The organism is Sphingopyxis sp. 550B (assembly GCF_057401805.1).
On the sequence record NZ_CM171610.1, the window covers coordinates 928,077 to 941,304 of the forward strand.

A 13,228-nucleotide genomic window follows, 5' to 3' on the forward strand; every position below is an offset into this window, starting at 1 on the left:
GCCGCGCCCGGCGCGCCGATGGCGCGCGGGGTTCGAAAGCGCGTCATCCGGCAAAGGCCGGACGATGGACAGAAGGGCGGCCGCGAGCCGCCCTTTTTCGTGCCCGGCGGTGTGGGGCGGCTTTCGGGGCCGTCCTGTCGGGGTTGAAGCGTATCCCGCCCCATCAGGAGAGGGGTGGGGACAGCGGCCTTGCGCAAGGGTTCGAGCCCTCACCCCCGACCCCTCCCGCAAGCGGGAGGGGAGATTGCTTCTTCGCCGTGCTCCTCGCAATGACGATTCCCTATCATGTCATCATGCTCTAACCCGCTGGGCGGAAGGAGCGGGCATGCGGGTGATGATCCTGGGGGCCGCCGGTTTCATCGGCCGGCACATTCTGACCGCGCTGCGCGACGCGGGGCACGAGGCGGTCGCGGTGGTTCGCCGGGTCGGGCACCTCGAGGCGGCATTTCCGGGGGTTCGGTTCGTGGCGGTCGACCTGGCCGGAGCGACCGATGCGGCGGCGTGGCGCACGCATCTGGACGGCGTCGCCTGCATCGTCAACGCCGCGGGCGTGCTGCGCGGGCCCGATATGGAGGCAGTCCACGTCGCGATGCCGCGCGCTCTGTATGCCGCCGCGCGCGAGGCGGGGGTCGCGCGCGTGGTGCTGCTGTCCGCGATCAGCGCCCGCGAGGAGGTCGGCACCGACTATGCGCGCGCGAAACTGGCGGGCGAGGCCGTGCTGCGCGCCTCGGGGCTCGGCTGGACGATCCTGCGCCCGTCGCTCGTCTATGGCGACGGCAGCTATGGCGGCACCTCGCTGCTGCGCGGAATGGCGGGGCTGCCGCTGGCCGTCCCGCTGCCCGGCGCGGGCGACCAGCGCTTCACCCCGATCCATGTCGACGATCTGGCGCGCGACGTGGCGCGCCTGTGCGCCGACGACCGCTTTGCCGGGCGGACGCTCGAGCCGGTGGGGCCAGAGACGATCGACCTGCGCGGCCTGCTGCGCGCCTATCGCGGCTGGCTGGGGTTCGGCGCGGCGCGCTTCGTGTCGATCCCGATGCCGGTCATGCGCCTGCTCGGCCGGATCGGCGACCTTGCGGGCGACGGGCCGATCGCGAGCAACAGCCTGGCGCAGCTCGTCGCGGGCAACGCCGGCGACAGCGCCGCCTATGCCCGCGAAACCGGCAGCGCGCCGCGCCGGCTGAACGATGCGCTCGCGGCGCGCCCGGCCGAGGTACAGGACCGCTGGCACGCGCGCCTCTTCTTCCTCGCGCCCGCGATCCGCGCGATACTGGCGCTGCTGTGGCTCGCCTCGGCATGGCTCGGGCTGACGCATGGCGGCGAAGCGGCGCGCGCGCTGGCGGCGAGCCTGGGGCTGCCCGCCGGCCTGGCCGACCCGCTGCGCATCGGCGCCAGCCTGGCCGATATCGCGGTGGCGGCGCTGGTGCTGCTCGACCGCAAGGCGCGCTGGAGCACGGTCGTCCAGATCGGCCTGATCCTCGGCTACACGATCGTCATCGGCCTCGCGCTGCCGCGCCTGTGGCTCGATCCGCTGGGTCCGCTGCTCAAGAATCTGCCGATCCTGCTGCTCGTCGCGGTGCACGGCGCCATCGGGGACAAGAGATGACCGACCTCTATCTGCTGGTGAAGATGCTGCACATCGTCAGCAGCACCGTGCTGTTCGGCTTCGGCGCCGGGACCGCCTGGTATCTGTGGAACGCCCATCTGACGCGCGACCCGGCGACGATCGCCGCCATCGGCCGCATGGTGGTGCGCGCCGACTGGATCTTCACCGGCACCAGCGGCGTCGTGCAGCCGGCGAGCGGCTTGTGGCTCGCGCATCACGCGGGCTATCCGCTGACCGAGCCGTGGCTGCTCGCGACATATGCGCTCTATGCGCTGGCCTTTGCCTGCTGGGCGCCGGTCGTCGGCCTGCAGATTCGTGCGCAGCGGCTTGCCGAGGCGGCGGCGCGCGCCGGGCGGCCGCTGGGGCCGGATTACGAGCAGACGATGCGGCTGTGGTTCCTGCTCGGCTGGCCCGCGTTTCTGGGGCTGGTCGGCGTCTTCTGGCTGATGGTGGCGAAGCCGGCGCTCTGGTGAGCGGTCACAGGTCGCGCAGGGGGCGGCGCGAGGCGTCGTCCTCGACGATCGTGCGGATCGCGATCAGCGTGGTGAAGGAATGCACGCCCTTATCCTCGCCGAGCGCGCGGCGCGTGAAGGCTTCATATTCCTCCATCGACCCGACCTGCACCTTCAGCAGGAAGTCGTCCTCGCCGGTCACGTCCCACGCGCCGGTGATTTCGGGGTGGCGCGCGATCTCGCGCGCGAAGCCGTCCATCGTCTGCGCGCCCGCCTGTTCCATCCGCACCAGCACATGCATGGTCAGCGCCGATCCGGTCAGCGCCGGGTCGACGATCGCGCGGTCGGCGACGATCACCTTTTCGTCGCGCAGCCGCCGCAGCCGCCGCAACACCGCCGACACCGACAGCCCCACCTTGTCGGCGAGAGTCCGCGCGGGTTCGAGATTGTCGGCGCGCACCAGTTCGAGCAGCCGGCGGTCGAAACGGTCGAGGTCGATCTTTTTTCGCATTCCTTGCGTCATAACGCGAATTTTGGTCGCCGCCATGACCAAAATCGGCGCCAATGGCCGGGCCCGATGGCGTAGATCATGGCTGCGCCAAGGGCTTCTCCCCTCCCCTCCCTTCTCCTTGCGCGCAACGATCGATTCAGGAGATACGACATGACTCGCAACGCATCCCGTTCGGGCCCGATCGGCCAGTTCTGGACCATGATGATCGAAGCATCGACCGCCGCGGTGGCGGTCCATTATGATTCGCCGTGGCAGCGGCAGCCCGCGCCGGCGGGCCTGCGCCGGACCGCGCGGCGTTCCGTCCTCGCCTGATCGCGGGCGGGGCTGGAGCGGCCGTCTTTGGATGACGCTCCGGTCGACCCGTCATTGCGAGCGGCGAAGCCGCGCGGCAATCCAGAGCGGTGTAAACCGCCCTGGATTGCTTCGCTCCGCTCGCAATGACGAAGTGGGCCAATCCAGGGTCGTCATGTTCCAGTCCTGGGCATCGGAAACCGCCTTCTGCGCCGGGACACATCGATTGATGGGACGGTCCTAGGCGAAGGCGCCGACGCTTTCGATGAAGCGGATCACCGATATGGGTTTCGAGACATAGGCTTCCGCCCCCGCGGCGCGGATCTGTTCCTCGTCGCCCTTTCCCGCATAGGCGGTCACCGCCATGATCGGCACCGCGCGCAGCGCCGGGTCGGCCTTGACCTGGCCGATCAGTTCGAGCCCGCTGACGTGCGGCAGCTGGATGTCCATGATGATCAGGTCGGGCGCGATCTCGCGCGCCTTCGCCAGCGCGTCGCGGCCGTCGCGCACCGGGTGCGCGCTGTAGCCGTGGGCGTTGAGCAGGTCGCAGAACAGGCGCAGGTTGAGCTCGTTATCCTCGACGACCAGGACGGTCTTTCCCATGATCTGCCGCTTTCCCCGCTTGCGTCCGCGGCTCGTTTAGGCGAATCGGCGGCCGGACACAATTGCTTCCCATGGAAGGATCGCCTCTTGCGGGATGATGACGCGGCGCTGGCGCTGCGGGCGCTCGGCTGGATCGTCGGCGACGAGTCGCGCGCCGAGCGGCTGCTCGCGACGACCGGGCTGACGCCCGATGGCCTGCGCGCCGCGCTGGGGCAGCGCGCGACGCTGGCGGCGGTGCTCGCCTTCCTGACCGCGTACGAGCCCGACCTTGTCGCCTGCGCCGCGGCACTCGATATAGAGCCGGAGGCGCTGGCCGCCGCGGCGCGCCGACTGGAAGGACAGGAAGGACAGGAAGCATGACTCGCCCGCTCGTCATCAGCGATTGCGACGAGGTGCTGATGCACATGGTCGTGCCCTTCGCGCAGTGGGTCGACGAGGCGCACGGCGTGCTGTTCCGCATGGAGGACACGAGCTTCGCCAATGCGCTGAAGCGCAAGGCGTGCGGCACGCCGCTGGAGGCGGCCGAGGTGTGGCCGCTGCTCGACGGATTCTTCCGCACCGAGATGGCGCGGCAATATCCGATCCCCGGCGCGGTCGCCGCGATGGCCGCGATCGCGCGCGTCGCCGACATCGTCATCCTGACCAACGTCGGCCCCGACCACCAGCAGCGCCGCGCCGACCAGCTCGCCGCGCTGGGCCTCGACGCGCCGGTGATCGGCAGCCGCGGCGGCAAGGGCGAGCCGGTGCGCCGGCTGATCGAGGAGCGCGCGCCGAGCGTCACGATATTCATCGACGACTTGCCGAATCACCACCATTCGGTCGCCGCCGCGGCGCCCGACGTGTGGCGGCTGCACATGGTCGGCGAGCCCGCGATCGCCGGCCGGATTCCCGCCGCCGCGCACGCGCACGCGCGCATCGACGAGTGGACCGCGGCGCGCGAGTGGATCCTCGCGCGCATCGCCGGAAACCTGCCGGCCCCGGCCCTTTGACCCGACAACCGATGGAAGGATTTACGATGGATATTGCCGCCAAGCTTGCCGAACTCGGCCTCGACCTGCCGACGCCCGCCGCGCCGGTCGCCGCCTATGTGCCCGTCGTCGAGCAGGGGGGGCTGCTGCACGTCAGCGGGCAGCTGCCGTTCCGCGACGGGCAACTCGTCACCGGGCGGCTGGGCGCCGACATGGACGAGGCGAGCGGCTATGACGCCGCGCGCCGCTGCGCGCTGATGATCGTCGCGCAGGTCGGCAAGGCGGTCGACGGCGACTGGTCGCGCGTCGAGCGAATCGTCAAGCTGGGCGTGTTCGTGAACAGCGATCCCGGTTTCACGCAGCAGCCCAAGGTCGCGAACGGCGCGTCGGAACTGATGGAATCGCTGTTCGGCGAGGCCGGGCGCCATGCGCGCAGCGCGGTCGGCGTTCCGGTGCTGCCGCTGGGCGCTGCGGTCGAGGTCGACGCCATCGTGGCGGTGCGGCCGGCGTAGGAAATCGCCTTGCGCGACGTCCCATGTCTTTCCGTGTCCCCGCGAAGGCGGGAACCCATCTCCTGCCGGTTCCATCTTGCGCCAACCGGAGATGGACCCCCGCCTTCGCGGGGGAACACGGCCTTTCCTTTCCTCGTCGGCGGCGTCTGAATGGCCGACGCCGACCCGCCCGCGCGGACGATTTCGCTCGGCACCGGGGTCGCCGCGGTCGAGGCGGCGGCGTGGGACGCGCTGGCGGGGGGCGCCAATCCCTTCGTCGGCCATGCCTTTCTGTCGCTGCTTGAGGAATCGGGAAGCGTCGGGCCGAGGACGGGCTGGCAGCCGGCGCCGCTGCTGGTCGACGACGGCGCGGGCGCGCTGGTCGCCGCGGCGCCCGCTTACCTGAAGACGCACAGCCAGGGCGAATATGTCTTCGACCACGGCTGGGCCGACGCGTGGGCGCGTGCGGGCGGCGCCTATTACCCAAAGCTGCAGATCGCGGTGCCCTTTACCCCGGTGCCGGGGCCGCGGCTGCTGGCGGCGGGGGACGAGGACGCGCGGCTGCTGATCCGCGCCGCCGAGGCGGTGGTGCGGCAGAACGAGCTGTCGTCGGCGCATGCGACCTTCGTCGCGCCCGAACAGATGCCGCTGTTCGAGGCGGCAGGATGGCTGGTGCGGCGCGACGTCCAGTTCCATTTCGCCAATCCCGGCTATCGCAGTTTCGACGATTTTCTCGCCACGCTGACCTCCGCCAAGCGCAAGCAACTGCGCAAGGAGCGCGCGCGCGCGGTGGTGGGGCTGCGGATCGAGCAGGTGACGGGCGATGCGATCGGCCCCGCGCACTGGGATGCGATGTGGGCCTTCTATCAGGACACCGGCGGGCGCAAATGGGGGCACCCCTATCTGACGCGCGCGGCGTTCGACCTGATCGGCGCGCGGATGGCCGATCGCGTGCTGCTGATCGTCGCCTATGACGGCGATACGCCGGTCGCGGGGGCGATGCACCTGATCGGCGCCGACACGCTTTATGGCCGCTATTGGGGCTGTGTGGCCGACATCCCCTATCTGCATTTCGAGCTTTGCTATTACCGCGCGATCGACGTCGCGATCGAACGCGGGCTGGCGCGCGTCGAGGCGGGCGCGCAGGGCGGGCACAAGCTCGCGCGCGGCTACGGCCCCGTCGCGACCTGGTCGGCGCATTTCATCGCCGACCCGGGGTTCCGGCGCGCGGTGGCAGATTTCCTGGAGCGCGAACGCGCGGCCGAGATGCAGGAAATGGAATGGCTGGAAGGCCATATGCCGTTCCGGCGGGCGGATTGAATCTCACGCAAAGGCGCGAAGGCGCGAAGAAGAAAATCTCACACGAAGACACGAAGAGGACGGTTTCTGCCGTTCTGTCTCGCGATCATCATAGGAGATTATCTGGCCGGACGTTGTCCGGCCCTTTTTCAACCGGCGTCGAAATCGGCGCAACGATCGAGTCGCATCACGCCCTCTTCGTGTCTTCGTGTGAGATTATCCGAAAACCGGCCATGCAATTCTCTTCGCGCCTTCGCGCCTTTGCGTGAGATTCCAGAACGCCCACGCAGACCGGGCAAGACGTCAGGCCGCGAAGCGGCGGGCGGCGGGACGGCGGGCGGTCTCGTCGAGCCAGGCGCGCGCCTGGCGCTGCGCCTCGGCGATTTCGTCGCGGCTCATTTCGTTCGACACGTCGGCGCGGCACTGCTGGCCTTCGACATTGCCGCCGAGCGCGGCGAGGTTGAACCATTTATGCGCCTGGATCAGGTCGACATCGACCCCGCCGGTGCCGGTCGAGAATGCGACGCCCAGGTCGAAATAGGCACTCGCATCGCCGCGCGCGGCGTCGAGCAGCCGGCTTTCGATCAGATATTGGGCAGACTTCAGACTGTTCGCCATGATAACCCCCTGTCGCCTCCACCCCACATGGAGACCTCGGCCCCAAAGTTGCGGCTTATGGTCAACAAAGCGTTAACGACGCGGCGGTTTTTTGGGGATTGGTAGCGGCGAGCGCCGTAATCCGCGGGTTTTCGAACCATGCTTTCCCGAAAGAGGGTGCTACTCGACCGCCAGATTGTCGATCAGGCGCGTGGTGCCGATCCGCGCCGCCGCGAGCAGGCGGGCCGGGGCGCGATATTCGGTCAGCCGTTCGAGGCTGTCGGCATCGGCGAGCGCGACATAGTCGACGCTGGCGAAACCGCCCGCGCGGATCGCCGCCTCGGCATCGGCGAGCGCCGCGGCGACCGCGCCGCCGCCGGCGATCGCCGCCGCCGCGGTGCGCAGCGCGGCGGGAAAGGCGGCGGCGGCGGCGCGCTGATCGGCGGTCAGATAGGCGTTGCGCGACGACAGCGCGAGCCCGTCGGGATCGCGCGCGATCGGCGCCCCCAGGATATCGATCGCGAAGTCGAGGTCGCGCGCCATGCGGCGGATGATCGCAAGCTGCTGCCAGTCCTTTTCGCCGAAGATCGCGATGTCGGGGCGCACCTGGTTGAACAGCTTGGCGACGACGGTCGCGACGCCGTCGAAATGGCCCGGCCGCGCCGCGCCGCAATAGTCGGCGCCGAGTTCGGCGACCGCGATATGCGTCGCATGGCCGGGCGGATACATGACGGAGACGTCGGGCGCCCAGAGCAGCGCCGCGCCTTCCTCGACCAGCAGCGCGGCGTCGTGCGCCTCGTCGCGCGGATAGGCGGCGAAATCCTCGTTCGGGCCGAACTGCGTCGGGTTGACGAAGATCGACACGACGACATGGTCGGCGACGCGCCGCGCCATCCGCACCAGCGACAGGTGCCCCGCGTGCAGCGCGCCCATCGTCGGGACCAGCGCGACGCTCTTGCGCCCCAGTTTGAGCGCGTCGACCGCGCGACGAAGCGTGGCGATATCACGGATGATTTGCACGGCCGCCCGCCCTCCGATATTGGCGGCGTCCATACGCCACCCCATGCGGCCGCCATGCCGCGCCGACAGGAAAATCGCAACGCTCATGACGAAGCCAGCCCCCCACCGGATCATCTTTGCCAATGAAAAGGGCGGGACGGGCAAGTCGACCTGCGCGGTGCATTTCGCGGTCGCGCTGGCGAGCATGGGGTGGCGCGTCGCCGGAATCGACCTCGACCCGCGCCAGCGCACCTTTCACCGCTATCTCGACAATCGCACCAGCACCGCGAAGCGCCGCGGCATCGAATTGCCCATCCCGCATTTCGAGGTGTTCGAAGGCTCGACGGTCGAGGAACTCGACGAACAGGTCGCGCGGCTGGCCGAGGACGCCGACTATCTGATCGCCGACACGCCGGGGCGCGACGACCCGTTCGCGCGGCACATCGCGACCAGCGCCGACACGCTGGTGACGCCGATCAACGACAGCTTCATCGATTTCGACCTGATCGGCCAGGTCGATCCCGAGACGTTCCAGGTCGTGCGCCCCAGCTTCTATTCGGAGCTGATCTGGGACACGCGCAAGGCGCGCGCCAAGAGCGACGGGCGGACGATCGACTGGATCATCCTGCGCAACCGTCTGCAGCATGTCGACGCGCACAACATGCGGCGCGTCGGCGAGGCGCTGAACCAGCTGTCGCGGCGCGTCGGCTTTCGCGTCATCCCGGGGCTGGGCGAACGCGTCATCTATCGCGAGCTGTTCCCGGCCGGGCTGACGCTGCTCGACAAGGCGCATCTCGGCGGCATGGGGATGGGGCATGTCGTCGCGCGGCAGGAACTGCGCGAGGCGATGGCGGGACTGAACCTTCCGGCGCGCGAGCGGTTTCATCCCGATGGCGACCTGTTCGCCGTCGCCTGACCCCCTTCGCGCAGGAGCATCATCCATGACCGCCGTTTCCGAGCCCGTTGCCGCCCACGTCTTTCACCCGACGATGCTGCGCGAATATGATATCCGAGGCGTCGTCGGCGACACGCTGACCGCCGCCGACGCAAGGGCGATCGGCCGCAGCTTTGCGACGCTGATCCGCCGCGCGGGCGGCCGGCGCATCGCCGTCGGCTATGACGGGCGGCTGTCGTCGCCGATGCTGGAAGAGGCGCTGGTCGAGGGGATCAACGCGGCGGGGATCGATGCGCTGCGCGTCGGGCTGGGGCCGACGCCGATGCTCTATTACGCCGCGTCAACCGAAGAGGTCGATGGCGGCATACAGATAACCGGCAGCCATAATCCCCCCGATTACAATGGCTTCAAGATGGTGTTTCAAGGACGCCCCTTCTTCGGCGCCGACATCAGGCGGATCGGCGAAATGGCCGCCGCGGGCGACTGGGACAGCGGTGAGGGCGGATCGCAGCGCATCGACATCGTCGACGCCTATGTCGATCGGCTGGTCGAGGGATTCGCCGGCGGCGCCTTTCGCATCGGCTGGGACGCCGGCAACGGCGCCGCGGGCACCGTGATCGAAAAGCTCACGGCGCGGCTGCCCGGGGAGCATCATCTGCTGTTCACCACCATCGACGGCCATTTCCCGAACCACCATCCCGATCCGACGGTCGAGGCGAACCTCGCCGATCTGCGCAAGCTGGTCGCGGAGAGAAGCCTCGATTTCGGCGTCGCTTTCGATGGCGACGGCGACCGCATCGGCGCGATCGACGGCCAGGGCCGCGTGATCTGGGGCGACCAGCTGCTGCAGATCTATGCCGCCGCGGTGCTCAGGGAGCATCCGGGCGCGACGATCATCGCCGACGTCAAGGCGAGCCAGGCGCTGTTCGACCGCGTCGCCGAACTGGGCGGCACGCCGCTGATGTGGAAGACCGGGCACAGCCTGATCAAGGCGAAGATGAAGGAAACCGGCAGCCCGCTCGCCGGCGAGATGAGCGGGCATATCTTCTTCGCCGACCGCTATTACGGCTATGACGACGCGCCCTATGCCGCGGTGCGGCTGATCGAGGCGGCGACCAAGCTGGGCAGGAGCGTCACCGAATTGCGCGACGCGATGCCGGCGATGGTCAACACCCCCGAATTGCGCTTCCAGGTCGACGAGGCGCGCAAATTCGCCATTGTGGACGAGGTTCTCGACCGGCTGACGGCGGCGGGCGCGCAGGTCGACCGCACCGACGGCGCGCGCGTGCTTACCGACGACGGCTGGTGGCTGCTGCGCGCGTCGAACACGCAGGACGTGCTCGTCGCGCGCGCCGAGGCGCGGGACGAGGCGGCGCTCGCGCGGCTGCTCGCGGCGATCGACGACCAACTCGCGCAGTCGGGGGTGGAAAGAGTGCCGCAAGCGGCGCACTGATCCCCTCCCCTCCCGGTGGCGCGAGGGGTCGTGAGACCCGGCTCGGTGCAGCGGGGCTATGGCCCGGGGATTCGGGTTTCGGCGCACTGCCCCGTTCGTTCGTCATGCTGAACTCGTTTCAGCATCCATGGCCGGACCCTCCCTTTTGTGCTGCCTTTCATTCGAGGGCAGACCATGGACTCCCGGATCGGGTCCGGGGGGGCGAGCTCTGAAACGAGTTGGCATATATGTTCTTCAGCCAAGTCAGGAGCTGTTCCCCGGCGGAAGCCGGGGCCCAGATGGCACAGCGCTGCTTCGCATGGACCCCGGCTTTCGCCGGGGAACAGTGACTTGTCGAAAATGTGCGGTAGAGCCGGATTCCGACGAGCCATGGTTGCAACCCGTTGGGTCGGCCGCGCTGTCGATGCCCACCCCGCTTCGGCTAGGCAGCGAGCTCGCGAGCCTCGCTGCCCCTCCCGCAAGCAGGCGGGGAAATCGTCCTTGCAAAATCCCTGCCAGATTGACGGTCGCCGCGTCGCTGCGCTAACGCCCCAGCGGGGGCCCGAACGGATCTGACCTGCCTATGACCGACGAATCCACTGCTGCACCTTTGGCCGAAGGCGACCATGGCGTCGCCGAGCATGTCTCGCACGTCCAGCAGGATGCGGCGGCGGGCAACGGGCTCGCGGTCGTGTCTATCGCGAAGAGCTACGACAAGCGCGTCGTGCTGTCCGACGTGTCGCTGTCGGTCGGCAAGGGCGAGGTCGTCGGCCTGCTCGGCCCGAACGGCGCGGGCAAGACGACCTGCTTCTATTCGATCATGGGGCTGGTGAAGCCCGACGCCGGGCGCATCATGCTCGACGGCGCCGACATCACCGAACTGCCGATGTATCGCCGCGCGATCCTGGGCCTCGGCTATCTGCCGCAGGAAACCTCGATCTTTCGCGGCATGACGGTCGAGCAGAATATCGCCGCGGTGCTCGAACTCGCCGAGCCCGACCGGCTGGCGCGCCAGCAGCGGCTCGACGAGCTGCTCGACGAATTCGGGCTGACGCGGCTGCGCGGCGCGTCGGCGATGGCGCTGTCGGGGGGCGAGCGGCGGCGCGCCGAAATCGCGCGCGCGCTGGCGGCGAACCCGTCGATCATGCTGCTCGACGAACCCTTCGCGGGCATCGACCCGATCTCGATCGCCGACATCCGCGACCTCGTCGCCGACCTCAAGACGCGCGGCATCGGGGTGCTGATCACCGACCACAATGTCCGCGAGACGCTCGACCTCGTCGACCGCGCCTGCATCATCTACGACGGCAAGGTGCTGCTCGCGGGATCGCCCGCCGAACTGGTCGCCGACCCCGACGTGCGCCGCCTGTATCTGGGCGAGGGTTTCTCGCTGTGACGAACTGGAGCTTTTCCGGTGCGGTTTGAGCAGTTTTCAGTTTCCGTTCGCATCAAGCGAAGTCGAGATGTTCCTCGGCCTTGCGCCACGCTGATGGGTGTCTCGACTTCGCTCGACACGAACGGAACAAGAAGCAGATAACCGCCGGTGGCGTTGGGTCCGCGCCTCGATCTCCGCCAGTCGCAATCGCTGGTGATGACGCCGCAGCTCCAGCAGGCGATCAAGCTGCTCGCGCTGTCGAACCTCGAACTCGAGGCCTATCTGGCCGAGGCGCTCGAAGGCAATCCGCTGCTCGACACCGCCTCCGCCGACGGCGACGGGGCGGGCGACGAGCGCGGGGAAGAGGCGGGCGAGGCGGCGCCCGAGGCCGCCGGTGAAGGTCCCGACGCCGAACCGACGCTCGCCTCCGACGCGGGCAGCGACCTCGACGTCGATTTCGACGAGCGCTTCCACCACGACAGCGCGAGCGACAGCGTCGGGCTGTCGGGATCGGGCGAGGCCGTCGATTTCGACAGCTTCGCGGGCGCCGAGGGCACGCTCTACGACCATCTGCTCGCGCAGGTCGGCGAGCGCTTCGACGGGATCGAGGCGATGGTCGCCGAACAGATCGTCGCGCTGATCGATGAGGCAGGCTATCTGCGCGCCGACCTCGCCGACCTCGCGCAGCGGCTCGGCGTGCCGCTGGCGCTGGTCGAGGCGGTGCTGGCGGGGGTGCAGGGCTTCGACCCCGCGGGCGTCGGCGCGCGCGACCTCGCCGAATGCATCGCGATCCAGGCGCGCGAGGCCGACCGCTACGATCCCGCGATGGCGACAATGATCGCGCACCTCGACCTGGTGGCGAAGGGCGCCTTTCCGCAGCTCAAGCGCATCTGCGGGGTCGACGACGAGGATCTGGCCGACATGATCCGCGAGCTGCGCGGCTACGACCCCAAGCCGGGGCTGCGCTTCGGCGGCGGCGCGGCGCAGGCGGTCGTCCCCGACCTGTTCGTGCAGCGCACCGCGCAGGGCTGGGCGGTCGAGGTCAACAGCGGCACGCTGCCGCGCCTGCTCGTCAATCGCCGCTATTACAGCGAACTGGCGCGCGGGGCGGCGGCGAAGAGCAAGGCGTGGCTGTCCGAACAGCTCGCGGGCGCCAACTGGCTGGTGCGCGCGCTCGACCAGCGCCAGCGCACGATCGTCAAGGTGGCGAGCGAGATCGTCCGGCAGCAGGAGGGCTTCTTCCTCCACGGCGTCGCGCACATGCGCCCGCTGACGCTGCGGCAGGTCGCCGAGGCGATCGGGATGCACGAATCGACCGTCAGCCGCGTCACCAGCAACAAATATCTGTCGTGCGCGCGCGGCCTGTTCGAGCTGAAATATTTCTTCTCGAGCGGTATCGCGGCGACCGACGGCGACGGCGCGGTGTCGGCCGAGGCGATCAAGAGCCGGATCCGCGCGCTGATCGAGGCCGAGGATGCCAAGGCGATCCTGTCCGACGAGACGATCGCGCAGAAGCTGGCGGCCGAGGGCCACGCGGTCGCGCGGCGCACCGTGGTCAAATATCGCGAGGCGATGGGCTATGGCTCGTCGGTGCAGCGGCGGCGGCAGAAGGCGCTGGCGGGGTAGGATTTGATTCGCGCAGAGGCGCAAAGATCGCAGAGATTCTCGTCATGCCGGACCTGTTTCAGCCTCCATGACCGGGCCTTTCG

15 protein-coding genes are annotated in these 13,228 nt (G+C 69.1%); 11 read left to right on the forward strand and 4 right to left on the reverse strand.

All coding sequences use genetic code 11. The features are described 5' to 3' along the window. Positions 1-325 precede the first annotated feature (325 nt). Together AC2S9W_RS04350 and AC2S9W_RS04355 are read left to right on the forward strand one after the other, a co-directional pair. Positions 326-1,606, forward strand: coding sequence for an SDR family oxidoreductase (locus AC2S9W_RS04350; RefSeq protein WP_076073418.1), 1,281 nt, complete (start codon positions 326-328; stop codon positions 1,604-1,606). Then, entirely contained in the window at positions 1,603-2,079 is a 477-nt protein-coding gene (locus AC2S9W_RS04355) for a DUF2269 family protein (RefSeq protein WP_067113767.1), read from the forward strand. The genes AC2S9W_RS04350 and AC2S9W_RS04355 overlap by 4 nt, the downstream gene beginning before the upstream one ends. A gap of 4 nt (positions 2,080-2,083) precedes the next feature. Here AC2S9W_RS04355 and AC2S9W_RS04360 read toward each other — a convergent pair whose 3' ends face one another. Beyond that, positions 2,084-2,569, reverse strand: coding sequence for an Lrp/AsnC family transcriptional regulator (locus AC2S9W_RS04360; protein ID WP_067113769.1), 486 nt, complete (start codon positions 2,567-2,569; stop codon positions 2,084-2,086). A gap of 150 nt (positions 2,570-2,719) precedes the next feature. Between AC2S9W_RS04360 and AC2S9W_RS04365 the strand changes: the two genes are divergently transcribed. After that, positions 2,720-2,881 (forward strand): hypothetical protein, encoded by a 162-nt coding sequence (locus AC2S9W_RS04365; RefSeq protein WP_156483138.1) that lies wholly within the window; start codon positions 2,720-2,722, stop codon positions 2,879-2,881. 219 nt (positions 2,882-3,100) lie between these two features. Here the strand turns inward: AC2S9W_RS04365 and AC2S9W_RS04370 are convergent, their stop codons facing one another. Continuing rightward, on the reverse strand, positions 3,101-3,463 hold the full coding sequence (locus AC2S9W_RS04370; protein WP_067113488.1) for a response regulator: 363 nt from the start codon (positions 3,461-3,463) through the stop codon (positions 3,101-3,103). Positions 3,464-3,550: 87 nt separating this feature from the next. On the opposite strand from AC2S9W_RS04370, the gene AC2S9W_RS04375 reads away from it, so the two are divergent. The 4 genes from AC2S9W_RS04375 (at position 3,551) to AC2S9W_RS04390 (ending at position 6,242) form a co-directional block, all read left to right on the forward strand. Beyond that, positions 3,551-3,823 carry a DUF3572 family protein gene (locus AC2S9W_RS04375; RefSeq protein ID WP_067113486.1) on the forward strand — a complete coding sequence of 91 codons (273 nt, stop codon included), beginning with the start codon at positions 3,551-3,553 and terminating at the stop codon, positions 3,821-3,823. Continuing rightward, a complete protein-coding gene (locus AC2S9W_RS04380; RefSeq protein ID WP_076073419.1) occupies positions 3,820-4,452 on the forward strand; it encodes a hypothetical protein in 633 nt (210 codons plus the stop codon). Before AC2S9W_RS04375 ends, AC2S9W_RS04380 begins: the two co-directional genes overlap by 4 nt. A 26-nt stretch (positions 4,453-4,478) precedes the next feature. Next, the gene (locus tag AC2S9W_RS04385) at positions 4,479-4,943 is read left to right on the forward strand and encodes a RidA family protein (RefSeq protein ID WP_104960210.1); all 465 of its coding nucleotides are present in this window, start codon (positions 4,479-4,481) and stop codon (positions 4,941-4,943) included. Positions 4,944-5,093: 150 nt separating this feature from the next. Continuing rightward, positions 5,094-6,242, forward strand: a complete 1,149-nt coding sequence (locus AC2S9W_RS04390; protein ID WP_076073420.1) for a GNAT family N-acetyltransferase — start codon at positions 5,094-5,096, stop codon at positions 6,240-6,242. Between the two features lie 282 nt (positions 6,243-6,524). Here the strand turns inward: AC2S9W_RS04390 and AC2S9W_RS04395 are convergent, their stop codons facing one another. Both AC2S9W_RS04395 and panC read right to left on the reverse strand, forming a co-directional pair. Continuing rightward, complete coding sequence (locus AC2S9W_RS04395; protein ID WP_067113472.1) at positions 6,525-6,839, reverse strand: SEL1-like repeat protein; 315 nt, start codon at positions 6,837-6,839, stop codon at positions 6,525-6,527. A gap of 159 nt (positions 6,840-6,998) precedes the next feature. After that, positions 6,999-7,838 (reverse strand): pantoate--beta-alanine ligase, encoded by an 840-nt coding sequence (panC, locus tag AC2S9W_RS04400; RefSeq protein ID WP_076077417.1) that lies wholly within the window; start codon positions 7,836-7,838, stop codon positions 6,999-7,001. Between the two features lie 85 nt (positions 7,839-7,923). Between panC and AC2S9W_RS04405 the strand changes: the two genes are divergently transcribed. From AC2S9W_RS04405 to rpoN, 4 genes are all read left to right on the forward strand, one after another. Continuing rightward, positions 7,924-8,733 carry a division plane positioning ATPase MipZ gene (locus tag AC2S9W_RS04405; protein ID WP_067113470.1) on the forward strand — a complete coding sequence of 270 codons (810 nt, stop codon included), beginning with the start codon at positions 7,924-7,926 and terminating at the stop codon, positions 8,731-8,733. A 25-nt stretch (positions 8,734-8,758) separates the two neighbouring features. Continuing rightward, entirely contained in the window at positions 8,759-10,165 is a 1,407-nt protein-coding gene (pgmG, locus tag AC2S9W_RS04410) for a phosphoglucomutase/phosphomannomutase PgmG (RefSeq protein WP_104960211.1), read from the forward strand. Between the two features lie 562 nt (positions 10,166-10,727). Next, positions 10,728-11,540, forward strand: a complete 813-nt coding sequence (gene lptB, locus AC2S9W_RS04415; RefSeq protein ID WP_486571670.1) for an LPS export ABC transporter ATP-binding protein — start codon at positions 10,728-10,730, stop codon at positions 11,538-11,540. 147 nt (positions 11,541-11,687) lie between these two features. Further along, entirely contained in the window at positions 11,688-13,145 is a 1,458-nt protein-coding gene (rpoN, locus tag AC2S9W_RS04420) for an RNA polymerase factor sigma-54 (protein ID WP_486571671.1), read from the forward strand. Positions 13,146-13,228 lie beyond the last annotated feature (83 nt).